At 41.6% G+C, this 26,870-nt stretch carries 28 protein-coding genes; 6 read left to right on the top strand and 22 right to left on the bottom strand.

What is annotated here, in order from left to right:
• Positions 1-84: 84 nt before the first annotated feature.
• The 6 genes from MOJ78_RS05940 to MOJ78_RS05915 form a co-directional block, all read right to left on the bottom strand.
• Positions 85-477: a hypothetical protein gene (locus MOJ78_RS05940; protein WP_304980282.1), complete on the bottom strand. Its 393-nt coding sequence runs from the start codon at positions 475-477 to the stop codon at positions 85-87.
• A 17-nt stretch (positions 478-494) separates the two neighbouring features.
• The gene (locus tag MOJ78_RS05935; RefSeq protein WP_304980281.1) at positions 495-1,814 is read right to left on the bottom strand and encodes a DUF4139 domain-containing protein; all 1,320 of its coding nucleotides are present in this window, start codon (positions 1,812-1,814) and stop codon (positions 495-497) included.
• Between the two features lie 87 nt (positions 1,815-1,901).
• Positions 1,902-2,270: an ArsR/SmtB family transcription factor gene (locus MOJ78_RS05930; RefSeq protein ID WP_304980280.1), complete on the bottom strand. Its 369-nt coding sequence runs from the start codon at positions 2,268-2,270 to the stop codon at positions 1,902-1,904.
• Positions 2,271-2,702, bottom strand: coding sequence for an SRPBCC family protein (locus MOJ78_RS05925; protein WP_304980279.1), 432 nt, complete (start codon positions 2,700-2,702; stop codon positions 2,271-2,273).
• Positions 2,703-2,849: 147 nt separating this feature from the next.
• Positions 2,850-3,215 (bottom strand): YybH family protein, encoded by a 366-nt coding sequence (locus tag MOJ78_RS05920; protein WP_304980278.1) that lies wholly within the window; start codon positions 3,213-3,215, stop codon positions 2,850-2,852.
• A 4-nt stretch (positions 3,216-3,219) separates the two neighbouring features.
• Entirely contained in the window at positions 3,220-3,396 is a 177-nt protein-coding gene (locus tag MOJ78_RS05915) for a hypothetical protein (RefSeq protein ID WP_304980277.1), read from the bottom strand.
• A gap of 146 nt (positions 3,397-3,542) precedes the next feature.
• Here MOJ78_RS05915 and MOJ78_RS05910 point away from each other — a divergent pair, with 146 nt between their 5' ends.
• Together MOJ78_RS05910 and MOJ78_RS05905 are read left to right on the top strand one after the other, a co-directional pair.
• Entirely contained in the window at positions 3,543-4,742 is a 1,200-nt protein-coding gene (locus tag MOJ78_RS05910) for a winged helix-turn-helix domain-containing protein (protein ID WP_304980276.1), read from the top strand.
• 163 nt (positions 4,743-4,905) lie between these two features.
• Positions 4,906-5,913, top strand: coding sequence for a DUF3231 family protein (locus MOJ78_RS05905; RefSeq protein ID WP_304980275.1), 1,008 nt, complete (start codon positions 4,906-4,908; stop codon positions 5,911-5,913).
• On the opposite strand, the gene MOJ78_RS05900 is transcribed toward MOJ78_RS05905, so the two are convergent.
• Together MOJ78_RS05900 and MOJ78_RS05895 are read right to left on the bottom strand one after the other, a co-directional pair.
• On the bottom strand, positions 5,846-6,787 hold the full coding sequence (locus MOJ78_RS05900; RefSeq protein WP_304980274.1) for an alpha/beta fold hydrolase: 942 nt from the start codon (positions 6,785-6,787) through the stop codon (positions 5,846-5,848). The two genes, MOJ78_RS05905 and MOJ78_RS05900, sit on opposite strands and share 68 nt — an antisense overlap.
• 386 nt (positions 6,788-7,173) lie before the next feature.
• Positions 7,174-7,338, bottom strand: coding sequence for a hypothetical protein (locus tag MOJ78_RS05895; RefSeq protein WP_304980273.1), 165 nt, complete (start codon positions 7,336-7,338; stop codon positions 7,174-7,176).
• 167 nt (positions 7,339-7,505) lie between these two features.
• Between MOJ78_RS05895 and MOJ78_RS05890 the strand changes: the two genes are divergently transcribed.
• On the top strand, positions 7,506-7,766 hold the full coding sequence (locus MOJ78_RS05890) for a hypothetical protein (protein WP_304980272.1): 261 nt from the start codon (positions 7,506-7,508) through the stop codon (positions 7,764-7,766).
• Between the two features lie 60 nt (positions 7,767-7,826).
• Here the strand turns inward: MOJ78_RS05890 and MOJ78_RS05885 are convergent, their stop codons facing one another.
• A complete protein-coding gene (locus MOJ78_RS05885; protein WP_304980271.1) occupies positions 7,827-8,630 on the bottom strand; it encodes an alpha/beta fold hydrolase in 804 nt (267 codons plus the stop codon).
• A 173-nt stretch (positions 8,631-8,803) separates the two neighbouring features.
• On the opposite strand from MOJ78_RS05885, the gene MOJ78_RS05880 reads away from it, so the two are divergent.
• From MOJ78_RS05880 to MOJ78_RS05870, 3 genes are all read left to right on the top strand, one after another.
• Positions 8,804-10,900: a M28 family metallopeptidase gene (locus MOJ78_RS05880; RefSeq protein ID WP_304980270.1), complete on the top strand. Its 2,097-nt coding sequence runs from the start codon at positions 8,804-8,806 to the stop codon at positions 10,898-10,900.
• A 306-nt stretch (positions 10,901-11,206) separates the two neighbouring features.
• Positions 11,207-11,518 carry a hypothetical protein gene (locus MOJ78_RS05875; RefSeq protein ID WP_304980269.1) on the top strand — a complete coding sequence of 104 codons (312 nt, stop codon included), beginning with the start codon at positions 11,207-11,209 and terminating at the stop codon, positions 11,516-11,518.
• Entirely contained in the window at positions 11,508-11,792 is a 285-nt protein-coding gene (locus tag MOJ78_RS05870; RefSeq protein ID WP_304980268.1) for a DUF4352 domain-containing protein, read from the top strand. The genes MOJ78_RS05875 and MOJ78_RS05870 overlap by 11 nt, the downstream gene beginning before the upstream one ends.
• Before the next feature lie 142 nt (positions 11,793-11,934).
• Here MOJ78_RS05870 and MOJ78_RS05865 read toward each other — a convergent pair whose 3' ends face one another.
• From MOJ78_RS05865 to MOJ78_RS05805, 13 genes are all read right to left on the bottom strand, one after another.
• Positions 11,935-12,846 (bottom strand): AEC family transporter, encoded by a 912-nt coding sequence (locus tag MOJ78_RS05865; RefSeq protein ID WP_304980267.1) that lies wholly within the window; start codon positions 12,844-12,846, stop codon positions 11,935-11,937.
• 298 nt (positions 12,847-13,144) lie between these two features.
• Positions 13,145-14,536 (bottom strand): M20/M25/M40 family metallo-hydrolase, encoded by a 1,392-nt coding sequence (locus MOJ78_RS05860; protein ID WP_304980266.1) that lies wholly within the window; start codon positions 14,534-14,536, stop codon positions 13,145-13,147.
• Between the two features lie 3 nt (positions 14,537-14,539).
• Positions 14,540-15,919 (bottom strand): M20/M25/M40 family metallo-hydrolase, encoded by a 1,380-nt coding sequence (locus tag MOJ78_RS05855; RefSeq protein WP_304980265.1) that lies wholly within the window; start codon positions 15,917-15,919, stop codon positions 14,540-14,542.
• Between the two features lie 193 nt (positions 15,920-16,112).
• On the bottom strand, positions 16,113-17,159 hold the full coding sequence (locus MOJ78_RS05850; protein ID WP_304980264.1) for an ABC transporter ATP-binding protein: 1,047 nt from the start codon (positions 17,157-17,159) through the stop codon (positions 16,113-16,115).
• Entirely contained in the window at positions 17,159-18,184 is a 1,026-nt protein-coding gene (locus MOJ78_RS05845) for an ABC transporter ATP-binding protein (protein WP_304980263.1), read from the bottom strand. The genes MOJ78_RS05850 and MOJ78_RS05845 overlap by 1 nt, the downstream gene beginning before the upstream one ends.
• Positions 18,181-19,038 (bottom strand): ABC transporter permease, encoded by an 858-nt coding sequence (locus MOJ78_RS05840; RefSeq protein ID WP_304980262.1) that lies wholly within the window; start codon positions 19,036-19,038, stop codon positions 18,181-18,183. The genes MOJ78_RS05845 and MOJ78_RS05840 overlap by 4 nt, the downstream gene beginning before the upstream one ends.
• A 26-nt stretch (positions 19,039-19,064) precedes the next feature.
• On the bottom strand, positions 19,065-20,045 hold the full coding sequence (locus MOJ78_RS05835) for an ABC transporter permease (RefSeq protein ID WP_304980261.1): 981 nt from the start codon (positions 20,043-20,045) through the stop codon (positions 19,065-19,067).
• 61 nt (positions 20,046-20,106) lie between these two features.
• Entirely contained in the window at positions 20,107-21,831 is a 1,725-nt protein-coding gene (locus tag MOJ78_RS05830; protein WP_304980260.1) for an ABC transporter substrate-binding protein, read from the bottom strand.
• Positions 21,832-21,965: 134 nt separating this feature from the next.
• Complete coding sequence (locus MOJ78_RS05825; protein ID WP_304980259.1) at positions 21,966-22,685, bottom strand: LutC/YkgG family protein; 720 nt, start codon at positions 22,683-22,685, stop codon at positions 21,966-21,968.
• Positions 22,645-24,114, bottom strand: a complete 1,470-nt coding sequence (locus tag MOJ78_RS05820; protein WP_304980258.1) for a LutB/LldF family L-lactate oxidation iron-sulfur protein — start codon at positions 24,112-24,114, stop codon at positions 22,645-22,647. Before MOJ78_RS05820 ends, MOJ78_RS05825 begins: the two co-directional genes overlap by 41 nt.
• Positions 24,092-24,838, bottom strand: a complete 747-nt coding sequence (locus MOJ78_RS05815; protein ID WP_304980257.1) for a (Fe-S)-binding protein — start codon at positions 24,836-24,838, stop codon at positions 24,092-24,094. Before MOJ78_RS05815 ends, MOJ78_RS05820 begins: the two co-directional genes overlap by 23 nt.
• Before the next feature lie 44 nt (positions 24,839-24,882).
• Positions 24,883-25,866: an ABC transporter ATP-binding protein gene (locus MOJ78_RS05810; protein ID WP_304980256.1), complete on the bottom strand. Its 984-nt coding sequence runs from the start codon at positions 25,864-25,866 to the stop codon at positions 24,883-24,885.
• Entirely contained in the window at positions 25,863-26,852 is a 990-nt protein-coding gene (locus MOJ78_RS05805; protein ID WP_304980255.1) for an ABC transporter ATP-binding protein, read from the bottom strand. Before MOJ78_RS05805 ends, MOJ78_RS05810 begins: the two co-directional genes overlap by 4 nt.
• Positions 26,853-26,870 lie beyond the last annotated feature (18 nt).

The raw sequence follows: 26,870 nt of genomic DNA, 5'->3' as shown, positions 1-26,870 counted from the left end.
TTAAGAAAGGGTGCACATGACGTACACCCGAAATTAAATCCCTCAATAGATATTTCAGTTCCACCCCTTTAGCCTCCTTCGCTATTATGTTCGTGCAAGATAGCCTTGTTTTGATAGCACTGGTAAATAGTCGCGCTGTTCTAAGTTTCGTAAGTATTTTGGCAGGGTGAAGTATTGGATCGTTCGTTTTCCGTTTCCGTTGTCGTATGACAGCTGGTAGTTGGTTGTGATATCGAGTGCTCCTTCGTCGAGTGTTTCGAGCAGGATAAAGGATTTAGCTTCAAGCACTGGATAAGATTTGTCACAAGGTGTTGAAGTGATTAGCTCTCCGTCCTCGGTAAGGAAGGCAGAGGAATGGACATGGACCTCGTTTAATTCCTTTTCTGTATTATTAACAACAAAGACCGAATAATGAAATCGTTCAGGATCGTTTGGACGGTCTTTACATATCGCTATAAAAGGTTTCGCCTGTTTCATATAAATCCCTCCCCCTTTTACGTGTGACGGACGGTTATTGCTTCATCCACTTCGTAGGTAAACGTGATCGTTTCAACTGTATCGGCTGGAACTTCTACCCAGAACACAATTTTATGGGACGTTTCTTTTTTAAAATCATGGCTGGTTTCTTTCATTTTCCAATCTGACTTGTAAATATCATCATAAAGATCATGGGTGATTTTCATGAGTGCCGGTTCTTCTTTACGGTTCCGGACTTCATATTCCCACGTTTCGGTTCGGATTCCTCTTGCGTTCTTGTTACTGTCAACTTTGTCTCCTTCACAGACGATGTCAAACGCATTTCCGAGATAAAGCTCGAGCGTTTCATTTTTCGGTGTATGATCGATTCGGTCCTCACCAATGAATTCAAGGCTGTTGTCATTCGAATCCGCCTGGTACACCTTCACTTTTCCTCTTGGAAGCGGCAGTCCCAGGTTGTTCTTTTGTTTATTGTCAAAGGCAAGCTTGATCTGAACGTCATCCTCATATTGTGAATAGGTGTAATACCGCTGATACGGAATCTCTTCACCTTGGATAAAATTGATCTGCTTCGACTGGTTGTTTTTGAGTGTTGTATTGTGCTGCAACGTGTACATATGGTAATCCGCAAAGCTTTGTTCCTCGAATGAAGGTTCTGGGGCACTATGGTCCACCTCATAAAGTACCGCCTCTTTATAAACATAGTTTTCATCAGTTGCACGATTGACGTCGCCTGCGATCAGCTTAACTTTTACATTATCAAATGTCGTTCCTGCGTTATTTTGGATATTGACCCAGCCGGACACATTGAACGTCTTCTCCTTCAACTCGACGACATAATTGGACTCCCATTCCATTCCCTTTGTAATGTACGAAACATTGATCTGATCCGATTTCGATGGGCGGACCTTCCAAACGAGGGCTGGTTTAACTATGAGCTCACCAGGTAATTTTGGTAAAATCAATTCTTCTTTCGGGTCGAGCACGATTTCCTTCGTGTTTACGTCTTCAAGAACGATTCCGGATGCAACACTCAACAGGCGGTATTCGCTGCGCTTGTTTGTTACTTTATCGAGTAAAAACACGTTACGGTCGAGATACTTTTCCATTAGCTTCGATTTGCTGACGAGATCGTAATCATAATTCAGTTCAAGAATATTCAAACCTTCTACGATGATTGAATCGGTTTCAATCTTTTGCGCCACATTGAGGTATTGAACTTCGGTTTCATCCCCGTTCAGCTCGACCTTCCGCTTTTCTTTTACGACGGCAAATCGGTCGTTATAAATCGTCAGTGTCAATTCCTCTGCATCTTTTCCGTGTGAATAATAAGTCATTTAAAGCGCCTCCCTTTTATTTCTAACTTAACGATAGCAAAAAGGGTACACTAAAAAACGAACACCCAACAGGCGTTCGTTTTTTAGCTATTTTTCCTTTTCATCTGGCTGTGGTTCTACGACTTTCAGTTCATTATCCCCAGTCGCTTCAACCACATGTTTCAGGATGGAGAGCTTGTTATCCCAATATTGATCAAAAAATGCAAGCCACTGTTTCAACTCGCCCAAAGGCTCTGGATAAAGCCGATAAAGCTTCTCCCTTCCCGCCTTACGTCCACGGACTAGTTTTACTTCTGAAAGAATTTGAAGATGCTTGGCGATTGCTGTCCGGCTCATCGGAAAATAAGATGTGATTTTCGAGATCGGCATTTCGTTTTCTTCCGCAAGTAATTGAAGCACTGCTCTGCGGGTTGGATCGGCGATAGCTTGGAATACATCATGCTTTGCCGCTGACAATTATTTCTCAACAGCCTTTCTAAGGCGAACATTGACAATGTCTTCCCAACCATTATCCATATTACCGCGGATGACAGAGCTTTTTTCGTTTGCTTTCGGAAGGACTTCATCCGGCTGCTTCCAACCACCGTGGATGAGCGTGAATTCCGTCTTTTGGTCTACCTCTTTTAAAAGGAAGGTTACGACCCATCCTTCTGTATCCCAAGTAAACGAGAGACGATGTGGTGCTTCGAGTTCCACCACTTTACACGGTGAGGGACCGAATGGTGACTGCAAATGGAATTCATGCCCGACCTCCGGCTTGAAGTCGTTTGGCATGAACCATAACTCGATCCCCTCGGAGGAGGATACGGTTTCCCATACTTTCTGAATAGGTGCATCAAGTAGAATTGTTTTCTTGATATCCTGTAAAGTGTTATTGTCTTGTTCCATGTCAGATCTCCTTCCATTAATATAAAACCATTTAGTTTCATTTCTGATAATATAACACCTTTTGGTTTTATGTCAACGTTTGATTTGAAATTTGACCATTTAAAAACGAACGTCGTACAGACGTCCGCTATTCGATGTTCGTTTTATTTATACGCTGCTCAAATGCTCGTGGATCAATTTCCATTCTCTGTTTCCGTCTTTCGTGAAGACGTTTGTCGCTCTTCCGCTGCCGGATATGAACTCTTCGTCTATGTAGCCTTCATAATGGAACGTGTAGATACAGGTGGCTGAGTTTTCATCGACCGTCAGCCACTGGACATCGGTCGCTGAATATACTTCGTCTTTAATCACGTCCCACGCATTTTCAAAAGCCGCTTGTATTTCATTCAGGGACGTACACGTTTTGTCTGTAAACCAATACACCGCATCTTCATGCAGCACGTTTTTTACATTCGTGAAATCATGAGTATTCGTCGCATCAATATAGGTTTGCAGTGCTATTTTATGATCCATTTTGTCACTCCTTTTTAGAATTTGATTCTCCCTTTGAAGCAAAAATAATGGCAGAAAAAACAACAATAACAATCATTCCAATATGTTCTAGAATTCCATCAACAGAAACGAAGTTTTCAAAAAGTGTAAATAACGTTCCTCCCATTAGCCCGGTTAATACGACTCTTACCAAAAGATTCATTTAAATCCTCCCTTGAGGGTTATTCATCCCTCACCTACATTTATTTCGACATGAAGGGTCATGTTCCTTGTGCGATTCACCAACATATGTTCGTTTTTTGTGATATGATAAGATTAATATTTCGAACGCTAGGTGGGGGGATTCTTATGGCTACAGCATTTCCTGTCGATAAAGTTGCATTACGAAGGTTTCTTTTACATAAACAATCGTTGTTAAACCGTGAACAAACTCCGGCTGGACCTGATGGCGTTTTACAAATGATCAAGAAGCTCGAATGTGTCCAGCTTGACCCCGTTTCTGTCGTGGAACGGAATCAGCATTTGGTTTTGGCTGCACGGATTCCAGGGTATGACCCGAAGCACTTGGATTCCCTTCTCTCAGATGGAAAGGTGTTCGAGTATTGGGCAAATGCTGCGTGTGCGATTCCGGTTGAAGACTATCCGATTTTTGAGCCGATTAGGAACAGGATTCAAGCCCAAGTTCAGGAACCATTGGAAAAGCTGGGGCCTGTCGTGGAGGCAGTATTGGAACGTTTGGAAAATGTAGGTCCTCTCCCGTCACGAGCATTTGCTTCGGAAAACCGTGTCCATGGGTATTGGGACAACCAGTTACCGAAGACGAAAGAGACGTCACTTGCTCTGAACCTTTTACTTGATGCTGGGATCATTCGGGTTGTGCACAGGGAACGAACAGAACGATTTTTTGACCTGACAGAAAGGACAATCAATCAAAAAGCGCTAAAGGAATCGAGGTCAATTGATGAACGAGCTGCCCGTGATGCCTTAATCGAAAAATACATCCGTGCCTATCGTGTGTTTGATCCACGTGATGCTCGGTTTGGCTGGCAAAAGATGACCGCTGCAGAAAGGCGTGCAGAGATTGATAAAAGAGTACAGAATGAATCGGTTATTCCACTTCTGATTGATGATGTAAAACGCCCGTATTATATGATGGCGGAAGATTTGGAGGAGCTTGAATCGTTTGTTTGGGAAACCAAGCAGGATCAAACGCCAATGGAAGGTCCGATCGCCTTTTTACCACCCCTCGATAATGTACTTTGGCGGCGTGAACGGGTGACAGATCTATATGATTTCGACTATAGGTGGGAAATCTACATCCCTAAAGCAAAACGAAAATATGGACCGTACACGATGCCGATGTTATATGGTGACCGGCTGATCGGACGGATGGATCCATTGCTTGATCGGAAAAATAATCAGCTACATGTACGTTTATTGGAACTGGAGCCTGGTATTAAAAAAACAGCTCGCTTGCGTAAAAAAATCGATACAGCACTTGAGCAGTTTGCCGAATTTAATCGGGTAAAAGGAATCGTATTTGATTGAACCGACTTTTAACTAGTGATTATTCAAGCACATTGAACACACACGCCTATTGAGCTGTGTGTTTTTTCAATTAAGGTAAATATTTCACTTGATAAAGGACAAACTAACATAATGATGACTGCAACAAATCACTCTAAATATTGGAAGGCGGATAAAACACACAATGGTTAATTCAAATCATATCCCATTAAGCTCATCCGAGCTCGGAAACCTGTGGATGGCTTATCAAGAATTGACGATGAAGTTAAGATTCATCGAATATTTCCTTGAACATGCTGAAGATCAAGAAGCCCATCAGCTGCTACAGGACAACTACAATTCCACGACACAAATAATAGCTGAAATCACAAACATTTTTCAGCAAGAAGGTGCCGTAATACCTGTGGGCTTTACAGAGAATGATGTACATACAGGAGTGCCGAAATTGTTCGATTTCTCGTTTGATGTGATGTTTTTGCATTTAATCAGTAAAGTGGAAACAAGTCTTAATGCACTGTTTTCAGGTATGTCTTACCGGCTAGACGTTAATCAACTGTTCATCCAATTGACAGCTAATGCACAAGAGTCCAACCAAGCGAGTACACAATATCTGTTGAAGAAAGGCGTTCTTACCCGGCCGCCGTATGTATCGATGCCGACAGAAGTCGAATTTGTAAGAGAGAAAAAGTACATGACAGGTGTGAATTGGTTCCAAAAGAATCGGGCTTTGAATACAATCGAAATTTCGCTCCTCCATCATGCAATTGAAACGAACCTCACGGGATTGCAGCTGATGATCGGGTTTGCCCAGGTTGCCAATGATAACGAAGTCAAAAAATATTTTACGAGAGGCATGGATCTCTCGCTAAAAGTCGAAACAAAACTGGGAGAATTTTTGCGTAATGAATACATTGAGCCTCCAGCTTCACCAGCAGGGAAAGCAACAAATTCAACTGTGTCCCCTTTTTCCGACAAAATAATGATGTACATTACGAATTTGCTGAGTTCCTTCGGTCTTGGAAGCAATGCACTTGGTGGTGCTTTTAGTTTGCGCAGTGACTTACCGTTTACAATGACTAGGATCGGAAAGGATATCTATGATTTTGCAAAAGAGGGGGGAAAAATCATGGTGAAAAACGGTTGGATGGAGGAACCGCCACAAGTGGAAGACCGAAGTAAGTTAACCGAGTAATTCTTATGCATTTTTCAGTATGTGCTTGTAGAAAATGATTCAACTTTGTGTCAAACTCTTTCGCATGTTCACCTATCCAAATAAGGTGCCCCCATGAATCCAATATGCAAAGCTCAGAATTCGGGATGTGTTTATCCGCGTAGTGAGCATGCTCGACAGGCACGGCTGCATCGTTTTTGCTATGCATAATAAGCGTTGGACAAGAGATACTTTCTAGATCGTCCGTTGAAAGCTTATCAGTTTGGGCTAAGTCGATTAAAAAGCCGTGTCCAGATCGCTGTCGGCTGGTCATTCTATTAAAGACATCAAGGTCTGTTTTGCAGATTCGCTCTGTGACCTTTTTGTTGGAAAGTGTACTGAACGATGGAACGAATTGCTTGAACATGTAGTTCGGGAATTTATTACTCATCGCCGAAACCAGTTTCCAAGTTATTTTTTCAAACGGTGGCTTAAACAGAACATGCGCCACCTTATATTCCATATCCTTTGGTGTATGCCATTGTTTCATTACGGCGGATTGCAAGGTGAGTGTTTTGACACGCTTTGGATAGTTAGAGGCAAAGATGATACCGCTTGGTCCACCAGCGGAAACGGCCAGCAGATGTACTTTTTTCAAATTCAGTTGATCAAGGAGTTGAACATAATACTTACACGCTTTTGTTAGGCTTTCCCCGATTGCTCTGGACGTTCGTCCATATCCCGCTCTTGATGGGGTGATGATTGAGTAGCCATTCTTGATGAGATTAGCGTATCCCAACTCCTCGTTACAGCTTGAATGTCCGCCATGCATGACAAGAACCGGCTCACCTTCACCAAGCATGGAATACTCTAAGACCTGACCATTTAACTTAATCGTTTCTACTATTCTCTCCATACCGTCACCCACTCATCTTTTATCTTCTTAATTCTAGTCCAACTAAGCAAATTGACCATATTATTAATGCACCATTTCATCCAAGGTGAAATAGTGCTTCTTGTTGTCTTACCTACATATCTAAGTCATTCGGTTCATGACTAGCTTCAAATCTTCGCTTTTCATCTTTTGCCTTTGCTAGAGCCATTGTGCCGGCAATGATGATCAATACACATGGAAGGAATTGGACGATATTGATAACTGCTGACGTAATACCTAAAACGAGCAGCCAAACCCCGCTATTTTCATTCCCTTGTCTAGGCTACCAGGCGTTGATTTGATTAGCGTGATGATGAACATAACAATGGTCAACACACCTTGAACACCTGTAATCGTAAAGCCGAGTTTCATTGCGTCGTCAGATACTGGTGCTCTATTGGTAACTCTGGATTCACTATTCCTGAGATGACACCTGCAATGAATAACGACCCGATGAAAAACCAGATAAAGGAACCAATTATACCTAGTATCGAACCGATTAGTCCTAATACGAAAATAACAGCTTTATTCATAAAACTTCTTCCCTAACTAACTCTTTTTATACTCTACTATTTTATCGTTAACCATATAGGCTTTCAAATCGTAAATAAAAAGTAACCAAACCTATGTAATTCGTGTAGACAAGCTTCCTCTTCATTTCATTTAATATAGTAATCATGTTGAAATGAGGTGATATTACTTGAGTAACAATGTATCAATTCCTAGACCACCTGATGTCGTTACAATTTTATGGGAGAGAAACCCGCTGAATCAAAGAGCACCACGTACAATTGTTGAAGCAACTGTTATTGGTAGTGCTGCTCCATGTAATCGTTTTCTAGGAAGTGGGGAATCATTAGCTAGAGCAGAAAATTGTCTGTTGGATAATGGGTTTAAGAGAATTAGTGAGGATAGATTAGGGGTCTTTGGTGTTTCTGTGTTTGTGTGGGAAGATTGTTAACAAAACATTTCCTAAGTGGTTAACAAAGCAGGCTGTGCATACCGACAGCCTGCTTTTCTTTTATAATGAATCAATGAAGGAGGCAACCACTTCGTTGAAATGATCCGCTTCTTCTAAAAATGGACAATGACAGCTATTTTCAAAGATAACGAGTTCGGAATTAGGGATATGCTTGTGCAAATACTCCCCTGCTTCGACTGGGATCAATTTTTCCGCTCTTCCAAAGCACAATAAGGTCGGTACTTTAACATGTTCAAATTGTTTACGGTAGTCCACAACTGTCTGGTCAAACAAAATAGCACTCGCAACTGATTCCGGAAGCTTCGTCACTTCTTCAAGCATCCAATCAAAATCGTCTTGAGAGAGTTCTTCCTTGAACATCAAAGGAATGAATTCTTTGAGGAAGCCGATACGATTGGTTTGGACTTCTCTCATCAGATGGATAAGTGTCGGGAAATCAAAGGCACCGCTCGGGAAGTCATCCCATTTAAAATCTGATGCCAATTCATCAACAATTACAGTGCCTTTAACGTTTTCCTGTCCAAATTGATCGAGGTAATCCCAAACGACGAAAGCACCCATCGACCAGCCTGCTAACACAAAATCCTTCAGCTCCAATTTTTGAATAAAGCTGTGCAAATCCCGTGCATAGTTTGCAACGGTATGTCCGTGATGGACCTTTGAGGAACGCCCATGGCCACGTAAATCAAATAGAATTGTACGATTATTTTCACCAAAGTAAGATGCTTGTTTCTGGAAGAACTGACTGCTCATCCAAACGCCATGTACGAAAATGACAGGTGTCCCTTCACCTATATCTTCATAATAAAGTTCCACTTGATCCTCTACAGAAAAGTAAGGCATTGATTGACCTCCTTCACTTTTTAAAAATGTTGCCAATAACAAAATATGCTTTCTTCCAACTTTTTAGTATGAACTTAGCTAACCGAAAAGGTCTGTTGTCCGTCGAATAGAAAATACAAGGCACTCATATAACATAGTAAAACCATGTAGGCTTCATAAAGGAGGCTATTTTTTTGAAAAAAATCCTCAATAAACTATTGTTCAATTCGAGTAAAAAGTTTTCACGTAAACTCATTTTTGATATGAAACCGTTCCAATCAATGAATGGCTTTACCAAGAAGAAGATAGATATGCAGATGGAATATGAAGAACGATTCTCTAAACTTGTCAGCAATAAGCAAATTTCACATTTCTCTCATCAGCTCAGTAAGCGGACATCACGTGTTTCTACTGATGGAAACATTGCCAATCTCAAATACGCGATTCGTGTGCTTCAGAAGTCCGACCTTCAAACTGAAGTCAAAACCTATGATGTGTATATGCCGAAATTGAAAAACGTATCAATTACACAAACTGCTCCAGAATACCGGCAGCTTGATGTTTTCGAAGACATCAGTATTCCAAAATCGTTTGCACAAGGTATTGTCCCTGGCTTTAATGCTTATTCCCCGCCAGGTAATGTACAAGCTGAGCTGGTCTATGCAAACTATGGACGACCCGAAGATTTTGATCTGCTTGCACGTAAAGGAATATCAGTAAAGAATAAGATTGTCATAGCGCGCTATGGTGAAAATTTCCGTGGGGTCAAGCCTGATCAGGCTGAACAAAGGGGTGCTGTCGGTTTGATTTTTTATTCAGATCCTGCTGACAGTGGCTATACGCGTGGTTTAGTATACCCGGAAGGTCCGTGGAAACCTCAAGACGGGATTGAGCGTGGCAGTGTCCTTTATCTCTTCAAGTATCCCGGAGACCCACTTACACCTGGAAAGCCATCCTTACCAGGAATTCCTCGAATCGACCCGGCTGATGCTGCTTCTTTGCCAGTTATACCGACGTTACCGCTTTCTTATGGGCAAGCGCGATATCTTTTAGAAGCCTTAAAAGGAAAAGAGGCGCCATCCACATGGCAAGGTGGCCTTCCCTTCACATACCAGATTGGACCAGGCCCTACACGTGTTCAGTTGACCTTGGATATTGACTATCAAAACGTGCCTATCCATAATCTGATTGCTCGAATACCCGGCACCAAGTTTCCGGAACAGACAATCGTTATTGGAGCACACCGAGATACATGGGTATATGGGGCGAATGATAATATTTCCGGATGGTCATCTGCTATGGAATTTGCCTGTGTTCTTGGTAATCTTTATCGTAGAGGCTGGAAACCTGAACGCTCGATTGTCATTGCAGGATGGGATGGCGAGGAATACGGCCTCCTTGGTTCAACTGAGTGGGTGGAAGAGAATCGACAGGAGCTAATGAAGAATGCTGTTGCATATCTTAATGTAGACGTAATTGCAGGACAGTTTTTTGAAGCTGGAGCTGTTCCTTCCTTAAAACGTTTCATTTATTCATTGACGAAAGAAGTAATTGAGCCGAGAACAGGTTCGTCGATCTATAATGATTGGAAAACACGCTCAGAGAAAGAAAAACCAACTGTCGGACAACTCGGATCAGGAGAAGACTTCACCGCTTTTCTAGATCATGCTGGAATCCCTTCGGCTAGATTTAGTTTCCAATTGCCTAACGGACTTTATCACACCATCTATGACAACCTTGATTCTATCCATCGTTTTTTGGATCCAGGCTACAAACACCACGGTGCCACAGCGAAGCTTATCGGAAAAATGGCGATAAGGCTCGCTAATGCGGATGTCCTTCCATTCTATTATTCCGATTATGCAGAAGAAGTGGTCAGGTTACTCAACGAATTCAGTAAAAAGGATACGATGGGTGTGGGTCTGACAGATGTTCTTGCTAAGGCAAAGAAGTGGCAATCGACAGCAACGTTGCTTGAAGAGAAAGCAGAACAAATAATTTCAGAGGGGACGATCAGTCCAAAAAATCAGAAAAAATTACAAAACATAAACAAAGCACTGCTTCAACAGGAACGGGATCTCATCAGAGAAAAAGGGCTTCCAGAAAGACCATGGTATAAGCACCAAATTTGGGCACCAGGACTTACAACCGGATACAAGGCTTTACCACTGCCTGCTTTATCACATGCCCTTCAATCACGAGACAGGTATGCTTTCAAACAAGCTGTAGAATTATTGATCGAAGCACTTTCGGATGCAACCCGAACTGCAAAATCAGCATTAAGGGATTAATGAAGTAGGAAGTTTATTGTTGATTACTTAAATTATTGGCAAGAGCCTGTGATTAAATTCTCAGGCTTTTTTGTATGAAAACAAATCCCGAAATATGTGTTTCCTCGAAAAAAGGTGTGCGATTTTTCGATCACCCTATCTGTTAAATTATAACTTGCAAGTCACTTTTACCATTTGCTCGCAGGTCGGGTTTGACATGTATTATTTGTTAAAAACAAGGAGGCTGTAGCGAAGTGTTCGCAAGGCAACAAGCAGATTGAAGTGTTCAACAAACAAAGAAAACATCTTTTAAGGAGGACGTTAATTATGAAAAAAACGTTAAAATGGGTTGGAATGATTATTGTTGGTTTAATTGTACTGGGGTCGATTTTCAGTGATTCAGAGGAAGGTTCTGAAACAGCAAGTGGTGACAACACAACCGAAGCACCAGCTGAGAAGGACAATGGTAAAGAAAAGAAAGAAGCCAAAAAAGAAGAACCAAAGACTTTCGCAATCGGTGAGGATGTTAAGGTTGGAGAATTCACGTATACAGTGAACGGTATCGAAGAGAAAACAAAAATAACGATGCCTTATATGGATGGATCCACTGACGACAGAGGGGAAATTCTTGATCATTGATTTAAAGGTTACGAACAACGATAAAGAGGCCCGTTTCATCGATACTGAAATGTTCCGTCTAGTGACTGCCGATGGTACAGAATACAGCGCAGATTCGGAAGCGGATATGTATGTAAATGAGGATATCGGATTTTTCCTTCAGGAAGTGAATCCGAAAATGAGTAAGTCTGGCAAGGTCGTTTTTGAAGTTCCAGCAGAAGGTGATTTTCAGCTTCAAGTATCAAGTGGCTTTGGCTGGAGCGGAGGCGAATACCAAGTTATCAACCTGAAATAACCTTGACTACGCTCGATAAATACGTACCGTAAACAACAATGGAACTCTACCAATTTTATCATAACGAACCCTTGGATTGACCGGGGTTCGTTTTTGTTAGGGATCCGTTTCCAATATCACGGGGTTGCCCTTCCTTTTAACCTTAAAGAAAAAAGAACCAGATTGGCAGAGTAACAATACTTAATACCGTCCCAATAAGAGTTGTTGAGGAAACAAAATTAGGTTCAACCTCGAATTGAACGGCAAAAATGGTGGTATTTGCTGCGGTTGGCATTGCGGCAAGCAGTACCATGGTCGTTCCTAGAACAGTATGATCGATTCCTAGCATATAGACGATTCCGATCGTAATTATAGGAGAAAGAAGTAAGCGGAATAGAACCGTAAATCCTACAGACTTAAACGGTATTCCTCTAAACTTGATTTTCGATAATTGAATGCCTAATACGATCATGATGACTGGAATCGCTGCATCAGAGATAAAGTCAATCGTGTCCTCGACTGGTGCTGGAATGGTAACGTTCATTAGCTGGAGAATCATACCTAAAATAACACTTGGCAGGATCGGCATTTTCAGCACTGTAACTAGTGATTGTTTCTTTGAAATGTTTTTATTTGCCCCACTTGCTGCTAAATAAAGGCCCAACGAATTCATTAATACGGACATGACCACCATAAACATCAGTGCATAATTGAAGCCTTGCTCTCCAATTGCAAATAGTGCAACTGGTACACCATAGTTGCCGCTATTCATAAACACACCGGCTAATAGCATGGCGTGTTTTCTCTTTTTATCGAACTTCAATAGGTTTGCAATGATAATGATAAGAACGTACAAAATGGTGATTAGAATCGCAATGACAATAAATATATTCAGATAATCGATCGTAATTTCATTTTTATAAAACGTATAGAATCCGAGGAATGGATACAAGACGTTCAAAGCAATAAAGGATAATGATTTAATGTCTAACTTCGCTACCTTACCGACGATATAGCCGACAATGAATACTGAGAATATTGGTATAAGTATCGAGAAAAATTGAATCGTCTCCACCCCGCTAACAACTCTGTCTATCTTTCCATCCTACTATTACATGAAGTTCATGACTAGCAAAGGAGCTCACTATTAATACCACCTGTTGTACGCCTCTTCTTGTCCTGCATGTAAGGTTCATGGCGACAGTTCGGGACATAAATTCAGCAAAACTGTCCGCATGAAAGGTTCATGGCGACAGTTCAGGACATAAATTCAGCAAAACTGTTCGCATGAATATTGATAGTGAAAATAAGTGATAGGGCTGACCATTTCGGTTCAACCCCATCACCTGGTAAAGTATTTATTTTTTTTAAACTTAATCTATTTTGTGTGCAGTTTTTTGACGTTCAGCTGTATTATGCGTTCTACTTATTTCGTTAATTACGTAACAGGTACATTTTATCCCATCAAAAAAGTTTTGAACGCCCATATTTTCATTCGGGGAATGATTGGCCTCATCAAAATTTGCGTATGGGACGACAACCGAAGGCGTTTGTAAAATCTTCGTCCACACATAATCCGGTAAACTTCCCCCGAGGCTTGGTTGAAGGACTGGCTCAGTAACGAATGACCTTTGTACTGCCTCTGTAACCACTCGAACAATTTCATGATCAGAGGATGTACGTGACGGTTTCATATCCCCTAAACGGTTCACCTCTACGTCAGGTGCATGCTTTTTTACATGATTAGAGAACTTTTCAAAGATATCGTCTGGATCTTGATCGACGACAAGGCGCATATCCATCTTTAATACGGCTTTTGAGGGAATGATCGTCTTCGATCCTTGCCCGGAATACCCACTCGAGAAACCAGCTATATTGAATGTAGGTTCTAACGTTAATTTCCGATAATACATTTCGCCGTCCATATCCAAATCCTCATAGCCGATCTGTTCTCCGATATCCTTTTGGTTGAATGGGAGGTCTTTGATGAGCTGCAGTTCCTTTTCTGTCGGCTTTCGGATATCATCATAAAAACCTTCAATCAGCACATTCCCATCCTCATCACGCATCGTCCTTAACAGGTCGATCAATTTCCACGCAGGGTTTGGAACGATATTTCCTTTATTACCCGAATGGTTATCCCAATCTGCACCCTTGGCCGTCAACTCTACATACAGCATGCCTCTTACACCTAATAAGACGAATGGAGCACCGGAATCATGCATCGGTCCGTCCGAAGTATAGACGAGGTCAGCTGCTAAAAGATCCTTATGACTCTCTACAAATCCAGCGAGATTCGCACTTGCACTCTCTTCTTCACCTTCAAAAACAAACTTCAAGTTAATCGGTAGTTCTCCGTAAGCATCCAGATATGTTTTTATGGCTAGAATTTGAGCCATAAGCTGCCCCTTATTATCGCCTACCCCGCGGCAATAGATCTTCTCGTCCCGGATTGTCGGTTCAAAAGGCGGAGATACCCACTCGTCAATCGGGTCAGGTGGTTGTACATCATAATGGCCGTAAATCAATAATGTAAAAGCATTTGGATCCTTGATCATTTCACCATACACGACAGGATGCCCTTTTGTTTCAAGGATCTTGGTGTCAATGCTTATGTCCTGCATCATACCTTTCAGCAATTCCGCGCATTCACGTATACCGACATTTTGGGCACTGATGCTTTTTTGTCTAAGTAAGGTAAATAACTGTTCCAAATACTCTTCTTTCCGTTCCGTAATCAACTGTTCAACTTTTTCTAAACTCATCGTTTAATCCCTCATTCCATAAAGATAGTAAGTAGCTGCCATCATCTTGATCCCATCGGAATAGTTCTTTAAACTTATATTTTCATTAGGTGCGTGTGTATTTGCATAAGCGAATGGCGCTCCAAGTCCAACAATGATTGCCGGTGCGTCTAGAATTTCCTCGAACAAGGACATCGGTCCTGCCCCGTCTAACATTGGCCAAACGACTGGGTCTTCTTTATAAACCATTTGAGATGCTTCGATCGCAACCTGAACGACCTCTGCATTCGGTGAAACCTTAGAAGGGTTTCGAACATCACCGATTTTAATTTCAATTTCCCCTTCAAAATGCTGTTGCACATATTCTCTGATTAATTCGACACACCGGTCCGGATCTTGATTCTTCACAAAACGAAAATCCAGTTTTGCGGATGCTTGATTCGGGACAATCGTTTTATTACCTGTTCCTTGATATCCCGAAGTTAAGCCGTTAATAGTAGCTGTAGGATTGAAGAGTAATGAGGTTAAAGCTTCTACTCCTTCATTTTGTGGAACAATGTCTTCAATACCATAGATCTCGCAATAGTCTTTTTTATCAAAAGGAACCTTTTTCAGTAAATCTAAGTCCTCTGCTGATGGACTTTCTACATTGTCATAGTATCCGGGTATTAAGATTTGATCATGTTCATCCTTCAATTTATTCAATAACCAAACGAGCTGCCAACCTGTATTCGGTATAAAAGGTGCCTGTCCAGAATGCACATCTCTCTTAGCCCCTTTTATGGTAATCTCCGTGTGTGTGATCCCTTTATGGCCAAGATACATTTGCGGGCGACCAGATTCATGGACACCCCGATCACAAAGAATCGTGTAATCGGCAGAAAGCAGCTCTTTATGTTCCTCCATATATGCTTTGAAATTCGGACTGCCGATTTCCTCTTCTCCCTCAAAAAAGAACTTCAGGTTGATCGGAATCTTTATTCCTGATTGTTGTAAGCATTTGACTGCCATGATCGTTGCCCAAAGGTTTCCTTTATCATCAGTTGCTCCTCGTGCAAATAGTTTTCCATCCCTTATAATAGGATCAAACGGATCACTATCCCAAAGGTCAAGGGGCTCTGGTGGCTGAACATCATAATGCCCATAGATTAATAGTGTTTTGGTTGCGGAAGGGTTCAATATTTCCCCAAACACGACAGGAAAAGCACCGTCTCTTCTTAAAAGTTTACAATCGATTCCGATTGACTCCATCGTATCTTTTAAAAATGAGGCACATTCTTCCATCCCGATATTTTGGGCTGATATACTTTTAAGCTTCAAAAAATCCTGTAAACTCGCTATTAAACTATCAAATTCTTGATCAACAATTGAGTCGATTTCATGGATTATTTCTTTAACAACCAACTATATTGCCTCCCTTTAATTTAATGTGCGTTCAAAAAGGTAATATAAAAGAGCCGAGTAACGACAGCTCCTTTATGAAGTTCGACTAAGAACATCACGTCATTAAAGGATGTTCAACTAATTTCGCTACATCCTGTAACAACGTTGAACTGACTCACATCCTGTGAGCCCCGGACTTTTTGAACTTCTGATATTAATCGTATAAATGGCACTCTACCCAGCGACCCTCATGTACCGTTCCTTTCGGCTCAACCTGGCGGCATTTTTCAGTTGCAACTGGACATCTCGGGTGGAACCTGCACCCTTTCGGTAAATCAATCGGATTGGGCGCCTCCCCTTCAAGTGGAACATTCAGTCCATCTGGGTTCGGGACAGGACTCGGGACAGCCGCTAGCAAAGCTTTTGAATAAGGATGGATCGGATTACGAATGACATCTTCTGTTGGGCCCAGTTCAACGATTCTCCCTAAATACATGATCGCGGTTTTATCACAAACATAACGAATCAGTGATAAATCATGTGAAATGTATATACTCGCCAGATTCAATTGTTGAACCAGGTCTTGAATAAGGGTTAAAATACTTGCGCGTATCGATACATCCAGCATCGAAACAGGCTCATCCGCGACAAGGAACTTCGGTCTTATGACAAGTGCTCTCGCAATGGCTACACGTTGTCTTTGCCCACCACTCATTTGGTGAGGATAACGGTCGATATATGATTCGGCTGGTCTTAGTCCGACCATTTCCAATGTTTCGATAATTCTCTCGCGTCTTTCCTTTTTTCTTTTCATGCCGTGGATGATGAGTGGTTCTTCTAACGTTTGTTTAATTGAAAATCTAGGATTAAGAGACTCATAAGGGTCCTGAAATACCATTTGAGCATCTCTCCGGAACCGTTTTAATGCCTTTGAATTTAATCCCTTCACATCTTTACCTTTAAAGGATACGTTACCCGAGGTTGCTTCTTCTAACTTCACCATTGTTTTTGCCAATGTTGTTTTTCCACAACCCGACTCACCTGCAAGTCCGATCGTTTCACCCTCTTTGATTTGCAGTGAAACACCATCGACAGCTTTGACAAATTTTTGTTCCTTATTTTTACTGGACAAGGATTCGAAAAAGCCTTGGTTAACTGGAAAATGAACCTGTAAATCCTGAATATCAAAGACGGTTGGACGATCGTCTGGAATCGGATCAGGATGGACAACCATTTCTTCTTTTAACCTAATATCCTCCATTATGCCAACTCCTTACTAACCGTTCTCCATGTATCCCGTAGTGCGGACTTTTCTCGCATTTCTTCCACATTGTTGATATAGTGGCATGCGACTTGATGTTTATCAGATACTCCCACTTGTTCCGGTTCTTCTTCTTTACATAGCTGTGTAGCAAATGGGCATCGATCCGCGAACCGACAACCTATCGGGGGATTTTGTAAGTCAGGCGGGTATCCAGGTATCGAGATCAGGTCGAACTTTTCCCCTTTTACACTCGGAAATGCATTTTTGAGCCCCATTGTATATGGGTGGAAGGGTTCATTGAAGATCGCATCAACTGGTCCTGATTCAACCACTTTTCCTGCATACATGACAACCACCTTTTGGCACGTTTCTGCAACGACGGACATGTCGTGGGTGACCATGATCATTGAACTGTTCAACTGCTTTTGCAGGTTTTGGATCCTCCTTAAAATTTGTGCCTGAACGACGACATCCAATGCTGTAGTCGGTTCGTCGGCAACGACAATTTCCGGGTCCAAAGCGAGGGCCATTGCAATGATGGCACGTTGTCTCATTCCACCACTGAATTGATGAGGATAATCCTTTAACCGGCTTTTATCTACCCCAACCAATTGAAAAAGTTCTTCTGCTCTAGTCCAAGCCTCTTTTTTGGAGACATCCCGATGTAATCGGATCGCTTCGACAATTTGAGCTCCAACTTTATAAACAGGGTCAAGTGAATTCATCGCACTTTGCGATACGATGGAAATTTCGTTCCAACGTAGTTTACGGAGTTCCTTTTTAGATAATTCTAAAAGGTTTCTTCCTTTGAAATTGATCTTACCTTCTGAAAACGCCCCATTCGGAAGTAATCGCATGATCGATTTTATGATGGTCGTTTTTCCACAGCCTGACTCTCCGACCAACCCAAGGTTTTCACCAGGTTCAAGCACAATGTCTACTCCATCTACCGCCCAGACATCTCCACCCTCGGCCTTATAACAAGTTTTTAGGTTTTTTATTTCTAATAGGAAATTTGTCATTGTTTTCTCAACCTCGGATTTAGGATTTCTTCAAGACTTCTACTAACAAAGAATCCGGACATGACGAGCAATGTAATCGCTAATCCCGGTGGAACAACCCACCACCAAGCGACCGTTATCGCCTGAGCGACATAGGCATCAAACAAAATTTTCCCCCAGCTGATCAACAATGGGTCACCATAGCCTAAAAAGCTGACGCTTGCTTCTGTCACAATCGCCCATCCCATCGCTAATGAACCGAATACAAGTGATAACGGTAATATATTGGGTGCAATATGCTTGAAGATGATTCTAGCTGAGCTTGCTCCGCTAAGTTTGGCTGCCTGAATGAATGTTCTTTGTTTCAATGTAAGTACTTCCGATCGAATGACCCGTGTCGTCGTTCTCCATGAAATCAAGACAATCGCAATAATGATGTTCCGAATGCTTGGACCCAGCACCGCTACCATGATCATCGCAAAAGGTAAAAAGGGTATCCCATAAACGACATCGGTTAATCTCATTAATAAGTCATCGAGCCAACCGCCAAAGTATCCTGCAATTAAGGCGATGACAGTGCCAATGATTGTTACCATGACAGCAGAAGTAATCCCGACGAATAAGGCAACCCGTGTTCCCGCGATTACCTGGCTGAACACATCTCTACCAAGCCGATTCGTCCCAAACCAGTGCTCTTCACTTGGGGGCTCCATCCTTAATAATTCTCCATTTTTATCGTAATGCTCTTTCATTGGATCATAAGGGATGATTTGTTCAGCAAATATCGCTACGAAAAAAAACATCATCAGCAATACAATCCCAATCAACCCCAGCTTATCCTTAAGTAATAAACGGAATAGTTGTCGCAGTTTCACAGCGTCCCCTCCTTGTGTTTAAAAATTTATTTATATGTCACACGCGGATCTAAATAGCCGTAAAGAATATCAGCAATCAGGTTCAAGAAGACAACAATGACTCCCATTAAGAAAAATGTCGCCTGGGCAACTGGGTAATCGTTACGTTGAACCGAATCGACGATCAATCGCCCTATCCCCGGCCAATTGAAAACAACCTCGAGCAGAACTTGTCCACCGATCGCAAACCCTATTAACAATGCGATTTCTGTAACAACAGGAAGCAATGCATTTCTCACCGCATGTTTGAATAAGAGAACTCGTTCCCTCATACCCTTCGCACGACTCATCTCAATGAAATCCTCTTCCATAATATTGATCATCGAACTTCTCATAATCAATAAGGGGCTTGCAACGTAGTAGCCGGCGCCAACAATGACAGGGAGAATAAGGTGATGTAAAAACTCTAATGTAAAATAACGATCAAAAAATCCAGTGAATTGTTGCCCAGGTTCATGCATTCCCCCAGTCGGGAACCAATTTAATCGATAGGAGAAAAATGCGAGCGCAACCATTCCAATCCAAAAAATAGGAGCTGAACGGAAGAAAAGGGCCGTGGATACAACAACTGCTTCAAACTTTGTGCCCCGATACCATGCGGTTAAAGCTCCGCCTATTACCCCGATGATCAGGGCAACTCCAACTGTAATACCCATAAGTAAGATCGTTGATACTAAATAATCTGAAATAACCGATTCCACAGGCTCCCGGGAAGTGAAAGAAATTCCAAATTCACCTTGGACAAAATTTTTCATATAAATCCAATATTGCTCGCTCAGTGGTTTATCAAGACCAAATTGCTCAAGAACCGCTTCCCTAGCCTCCTGTGGTAATGCAGCATCAACAAACATGGTTGTCGGATCACCCGGAAGCACCCGGAACATAAAGAATAGAATCGATATTAAGATGAATAAAGTGATAACACTTTGAATGAGCCTTTTTGCAATGAATCCTTTTAATCCTTTCAAAATAAATGCTCCCTTCGATAGAATAAGGGATGCCCCTTGCAAGGGGCAGTTCCCTTAAGTGTTATTCAACTTCACGAACGACTCCTTTTTCTTTATCTGCATCGCTTTTACCCTCTGGATAATAAATCTTTCCGTTTTCATCCCACTTGTACCCAGCGTCTTGAAGAATCTTCATCGCTTTTTCAGGGTCATACTTAAAACCTTCTACATTTGGGTTGTGCCAAAATTCGTTTGCTGGACCGATAAGGGAATTCGCAACTGTTCCATAGCCTTCAAGGAGTTCATCTACAATCCTTTGTTTAGGGATTACATAGGACATTGCTAGACGTGCAGACTTATCATTAAACGGCATTCTTCTCAAATTATAATTAATGTGGTAGAGCCCATGGTCTTTAACTGAAATCACTTCAAGATCAGGGTTTTGCTTTAATTTGTCTACCTGAATCGGTTCAATCCACCAGCCTGTAATATCCGCTTCCCCTTGTTCTACGGCCGCAACCATTCCTTGTGTGTTTGAATAAGGAATACTAAGAATTCCTTCAATGTTGGCCGGAGTATGATAGTCATCGTAACGATTCAATTTCATTTCTTGATTTTTTCTCCAGTAATCCATTTTGAATGGACCGCTTCCAATGATTTTTTCATTTTGGTGCTCGAGAACTCCTGCAGCACCTTCTGATTCCAAAATTGGTTTCCAATAATGTTCAGGGAATATATACATTTGGGCCAATGTATTACTAATAAATGGCGCGAATTGTTTATTTAAATTGAATTGGACGCTTAAGTCGTCGATTACCTCTACTGATTCAATAGGGTCGACCATACCCATGAAAAATGGAGATTCTATTTCTTTTACTAGATCGAATGAAAACTTCACATCTTCTGCAGTAACCGGTTCTCCATCGTGGAATTCCATACCAGGACGAAGGGTAACCTTGAATGTTTTTCCGTCCCCATTTACGTCTTCAATCGATTCAGCTGCCCAATTTTTCGGTTCACCAGTTTCAGAGATTCGCACAAGTCTGTCGTAAATTAAGCGAGTGACTTGGAAGTCATGAGTATTGGTTGAACTTAGTGGATTTAGTGAAGCAACATCACTTGGATAACCCCAGCGAACCACTTTTCGATCTCCTGTAGGCTCCATTCCTAGGAATGTCCAAAAGCTATTTAATCCTTCTCCTAGCATATAAGGAACATTTTTAAAATTTTTCTTGTTATAGGCCATGACTTGATCGCGATGGGCAACCGGAGCATATGGCAGGTCTTCTAAGAACATTTCCTGAGCCTTGAAGACGACTTCTTTTCGTTTTTCCAAGTCGGTCAGTGTTCTTTGTTTTTCGGCCAATATATCGTATTCCGGATTATTGTATCCGACGATGTTATAAGCTCCTTTTCCAGCGTTCGATGAATGAAGTGTTAAATAGATGAAATGATCGGGGTCGATTCGCTCAGCACGTCCGGACCAAGATAGCGTAAAGGCGTCAAAATCCTTTTGTTGCATACCAAGTTCAGCTAAGCGATTCCACTCCAATGGTGTAACCTTTACATCAAACCCTAACTTTCTCCATTCTTCTGCAATCATTAATCCAAACTCGTAACGGATCGGATCATAATCTGGGGTCGTCACATATAACTCGATTTCACGAACTTTACGCTCTTCCGGTAAATCCTCTGTGACAACCTTTTTATCTTTTTCATCTTGATCAGATTCCTTGGTCACTTGCATACATGCTGATAATACGAGGGAAAACAACAGAATGACGATTAGAAACTTCCCTTTTTTCATAATTCACCTTCCCCTAACTTAATAGTTTTCTTACAATCTATTTAAAATAGTTGGCTAACTATTTTAAATCTTCTGAAATCTGAATAGATACTACTCTATTAAACAAAGATCAAAATACAAGTTCACAACCTCTATCAGCAGTCTTCCACTACGATATACGTCGCCTTTATCGGTCCATGTACGCCAACCACTAAATTCATTTCGATATCAGCACTATTGCTTGGACCCGAAATAAAGTTCACACAGGAAGCAACATCCTTCCCTTTTTCAATGTGTTCATGGATTTCCTTTGTTGCCTGCGATAATCGTGGAACAATGGTGCTCTTCGGAATGATCGCAATATAGGTGGACGGCAGCAGACTGACAGACCTTCCTTTACCATTATCACTGAACAGGACGACGGTCCCCGATTCTGCTAGTGTTATATCGCTGAAGGTAATTCCGACATTTGCCTTTTCGGCGATCCGGATATTTTCCTCTCCAATACTTGGGTCCCATTCATGAAACGAAATCGATTGCTTTCTTTGTAGTTTGTTAAATTCACTCCACAATCCAAACCCTAGAAATCGTGGATCTTTCGATGTTATAACAGAACCGCCATTATAGTTGCGAATCACGTTGGATACCGTATCTCCTAACTCTTCTTTTTTGGTTTGGATAAAATCGGTATGAATGGCTTCGCACTGCACCTTGAACACTTCAACAAGTTCATCCTTTGTATTATCCGCCATTACATTCCACTGTGGTTGAGTTTTCCAATGTGGTCGTTTTACACCCTCTGTTCTACGGTTCCGTCCTAGCTGTTCCGCGACATTATCCAGGAAAGTTTCTCTTTTTTGAATGGTTCCCTTCAACGGTTTGTCCCCCTTCCTTTTCCCGATTTTTCATCCAATCCCGAAATCGATTTTTTTGTGGTTCAGGTAATTCACGAATCGAGTTCCATTGTTTGATCGGTCCAGGTCCTTTAGTAATTAACCGGACTAAAGTAGATGGGTTGTCGAACATCGTGATCATCTTCGTCCCGATTTTGTATAACATAGGGGAGCCTGCAATATATTCAAAGCCTTTCATCGAAATTTTTTCATTCATCGGCGCGAGCTTTTCAGTCTTGACGATCCGTTGACGGTGTTTAATGAGTAAATCTTGCAAAGGAATTTTAACTGGACAAACATCTGTACAAGCGCCACACAACGAAGATGCATAAGGCAATTCGTTGTAATCTTCGTATCCGCCGAGTAGTGGGGATAATACTGCGCCGATAGGACCCTGGTAAATCGATCCGTAAGCATGACCACCGATGTGTCTGTAAACAGGACAAACATTGATGCAAGCGGCGCAACGAATACATTGCAGGGCCTCTTGGAATTCAGTGCCCAATATTTTAGATCGTCCATTGTCGATAATTACCAAATGGAAATCATCTGGACCATCGACATCCCCTTCCTCTTTTGGGCCCGTAAGCGCTGTGACATAGCTCGATATCTTTTGGCCAACCGCACTCCGGGTCAATAGACTCACTAAAACGTCAAGTTCTTCCCATGTAGGAACAATCCGTTCCATTCCCATTACGGTGATTTGAGTATCCGGAAGTGTTGTTACCATTCGGGCGTTTCCTTCATTGGTCACTAATGCAAATGAACCTGATTCGGCAATCGCAAAGTTACAGCCTGTAATCCCAACATCAGCCGTTAAAAATTCTTGCCGTAACAGTTCCCGAGCAAACAAGGTCATTTCTTCTGGTTTCTCCGATTTCAAATAACCCTTTTTATCTTTGAATACATCTCGAACTTGTTCTTTATTCTTGTGGAGCGCGGGTGCAACGATATGGGATGGTGGGTCCTTTTCATCAATTTGAAGAATATACTCACCTAAATCCGTTTCAACTACATCACAACCAATGTCTTCAAGGGCTTCATTCAGCCCGATTTCCTCGGTGACCATAGATTTTGATTTCACTACTTTTTTGCCTTGCTTTTCCTTAATGACACCCTGGATATACTCATTTGCTTCTTCTGCTGTTGAAGCGAAAAATACATGGCCGCCTCGTTCGGCGATATTTTCACTCAGCTGTTGGAGATAGTAATCCAGGTTTTCTAGTGTGTGCTGTCGGATCTCTTGGCCAGATTTTCGCCATTCTTCCCAATTCCCCAGTTCATCAGCAGCCTTTATCCGATTCGTTTCTAGTCTGCTTTGGGCGGACCGAACGGCGCCGCGCATAAAGTTATCGTTAATACCGTGTTCAATTCGTGACGAAAACTCTTTATTCCCGACCTTCATTGACATGAGCTTCACCTCGATTGTTTAAGATTTCAGCAATGTGCATCACTTTAATAGGCTTTCGGTTCCGCTTAATCCGCCCTTCGATGTTCATAAGGCAACCACTATCAGCCCCTATCAATATCTCCGCTCCGGACTCTTCGATATGTTGAATTTTTTCGTCCACCATCTGCTCTGAAATCGGCGTCATCTTAACCGAAAATGTTCCTCCAAATCCGCAACAATCCTGACAACCTGGCAATTCCTTGAGCTCTAAGTCTTTAACATTTTTCAATAGTTGAAAGGGTGCCTCTTTCACTCCTAGCAATCTAGTCATATGGCATGACGTATGATAGGTCGCCTTTCCTTTAAAAACAGCACCCGTATCTTCAATTTTCAACACATCGGTGAGAAATTGCGTAAGCTCATAGGTTTTTTCCCTTAGATTCCTTGCTCGTTCTTGCCAGACAGAATCTCCTTCAAAAAATTTCTCATATTCATGCACCATGTAGGCGCACGATCCCGAAGGTGTTACAACATACTCGGCATGTTCAAAGGCTTTGATCATATTCTTAGCCGCTCGTTCTGCTTCCTTTTGGTACCCACTATTGTAGGCTGGTTGCCCACAGCACGTTTGGTCTTCAGGAAAATCAACCGTACAACCGTGCCTTTCTAATAATTCAACCGTTGCTTGTCCTGCACGAACGAAAAATACATCACATAAGCAAGTGATAAATAAGGATACCTTCATGAACTCCCTCCTTCCAAAGCAAATTTTGCTACAAAAACGTTATGTTACTTTTCATTAGCAAATTCGTTATACAAATGACAGGATACATAATGACCAGGTTCGACTTCTTGTAGCTTAGGAGGCAATGTTTCACAACTAGCCATTTTCATCGGGCATCTCGTATGGAATGTGCATCCCTTTGGGGGATTAGATGGACTTGGCAAATCCCCCTTCAACACGATTCTTTCTCTTTTTGCTAAAGGATTTGGTACTGGGATAGCAGACAAAAGTGATTTTGTATATGGATGTAAGGGATTGTTGAAAACCTTATCTTTTTCAGTAATCTCTACAATTTTCCCTAAATACATTACAGCTACACGGTCGCTGATATGTTTCACTACACTTAAATCGTGGGAAATAAATAAATAGGTTAGATTGAATTCCTTTTGTAAATCAATTAGAAGATTCAATATTTGAGATTGAATGGATACATCCAGTGCGGAGACTGCTTCATCAGCGACAATCAGCTTTGGATTGATAGCCAAAGCTCTAGCAATACCGATTCTTTGACGTTGTCCCCCACTGAATTCATGTGGATATCGGTCTTGCTGGAATTTACTCAGACCGACAATTTCTAACAGATCGTTTACTCGGTGTTTTCTTTCCTTTGAGTTATGCAATCGATGGATGATCATAGGCTCTTCAATGATTTCCCCTATTGTCATCCTTGGACTTAACGAAGCATACGGGTCTTGAAAAATAATTTGCATATCTTGTCTAATTGGTCTCATTTGATTTTTATTTAATTGAGTGATGTTCTTTCCATTGAAAATAATTTCGCCATCGATAGGATCGACCAGTCGTAGCAAAGTCTTACCCAATGTCGACTTCCCGCACCCTGATTCGCCTACAATGCCTAAAGTTTCTCCTGCATGAACTGTCAGATCGACACCGTCCACTGCTTTTACATAATTGGTCGATTTAGAGAAAAGACCTTTTTTTATTGGGAAGTACGTTTTTACTTCTTTCAGTTCTAATAATGGGTTCATGAGGAAACAACCTCCATGCTATGAAGCCAGCAGCTTGCTTGATGGTCCTTCTTAATAAAGGTTGACTCTGGATCATTATCAATACACTTTTGGTGAACAAATTCACACCTAGGTGCAAATCGGCATCCATTCGGCATTTTATCAGGGGTTGGTACAGTTCCTTCAATGGTATATAACTTCTCTTTATCATCACTCAAACTAGGATTTGATTTTAGCAGTCCCTTCGTATAAGGATGTTGTGGATTTATGAAGATTTCCACAACCGAACCTTCTTCAACCACTTTTCCTGCATACATAACGATCACTCGATCACACATTTCTGCGATAACACCTAAATCATGTGAGATGAGTATGGTAGAGGTATTGTACTCTTGTTTTAACTTTTTCATCAACTCTAGAATTTGTGCCTGAATGGTAACATCAAGAGCCGTGGTTGGTTCATCCGCAATCAACAGTTTCGGATTACATGATAAAGCAATCGCGATCATCACCCTTTGTCTCATTCCTCCAGACAATTGGTGAGGGTAATCGTTAATTACCTCCTCAGCTCTCGGTATTTCCACCAATTTCAAAAGCTCGATCGCTCGCTTTCTGGCACTGCTTTTTGAACAGTTCGTATGAATTAAAAGTGGTTCGACGATTTGGTTGCCAACTGTATAGGCAGGGTTTAATGAAGTCATTGGCTCTTGGAAAATCATCGCTATTTCTTTACCGCACATTTTCCTCATTTGTCTTTTAGAATACTGAACTAAATCTTTATCCTTGAATAGGATTTTTCCAGTTCCAACCCGACCACCTGGAGATGGAAGGAGACCCATGATGGATAGGGATGTTACACTTTTGCCACTTCCAGATTCCCCTACAATTCCTAAAGTCTCCCCTTCCTTGACATTGAAGCTTACATTGTTGACTACCGCTATTTCACCCTTTTTTGCCTTGAAATTCACTGTTAGATTTTTCACGTCCAATATTGTTTTGCTCATCATCCACCACCTATCATGTGT

Source organism: Alkalihalobacillus sp. AL-G (assembly GCF_030643805.1).
In the GTDB taxonomy this organism is placed as follows: Bacteria; Bacillota; Bacilli; order Bacillales; family Fictibacillaceae; genus Pseudalkalibacillus.
This window is presented reverse-complemented; position numbering and strand designations above follow the sequence as displayed.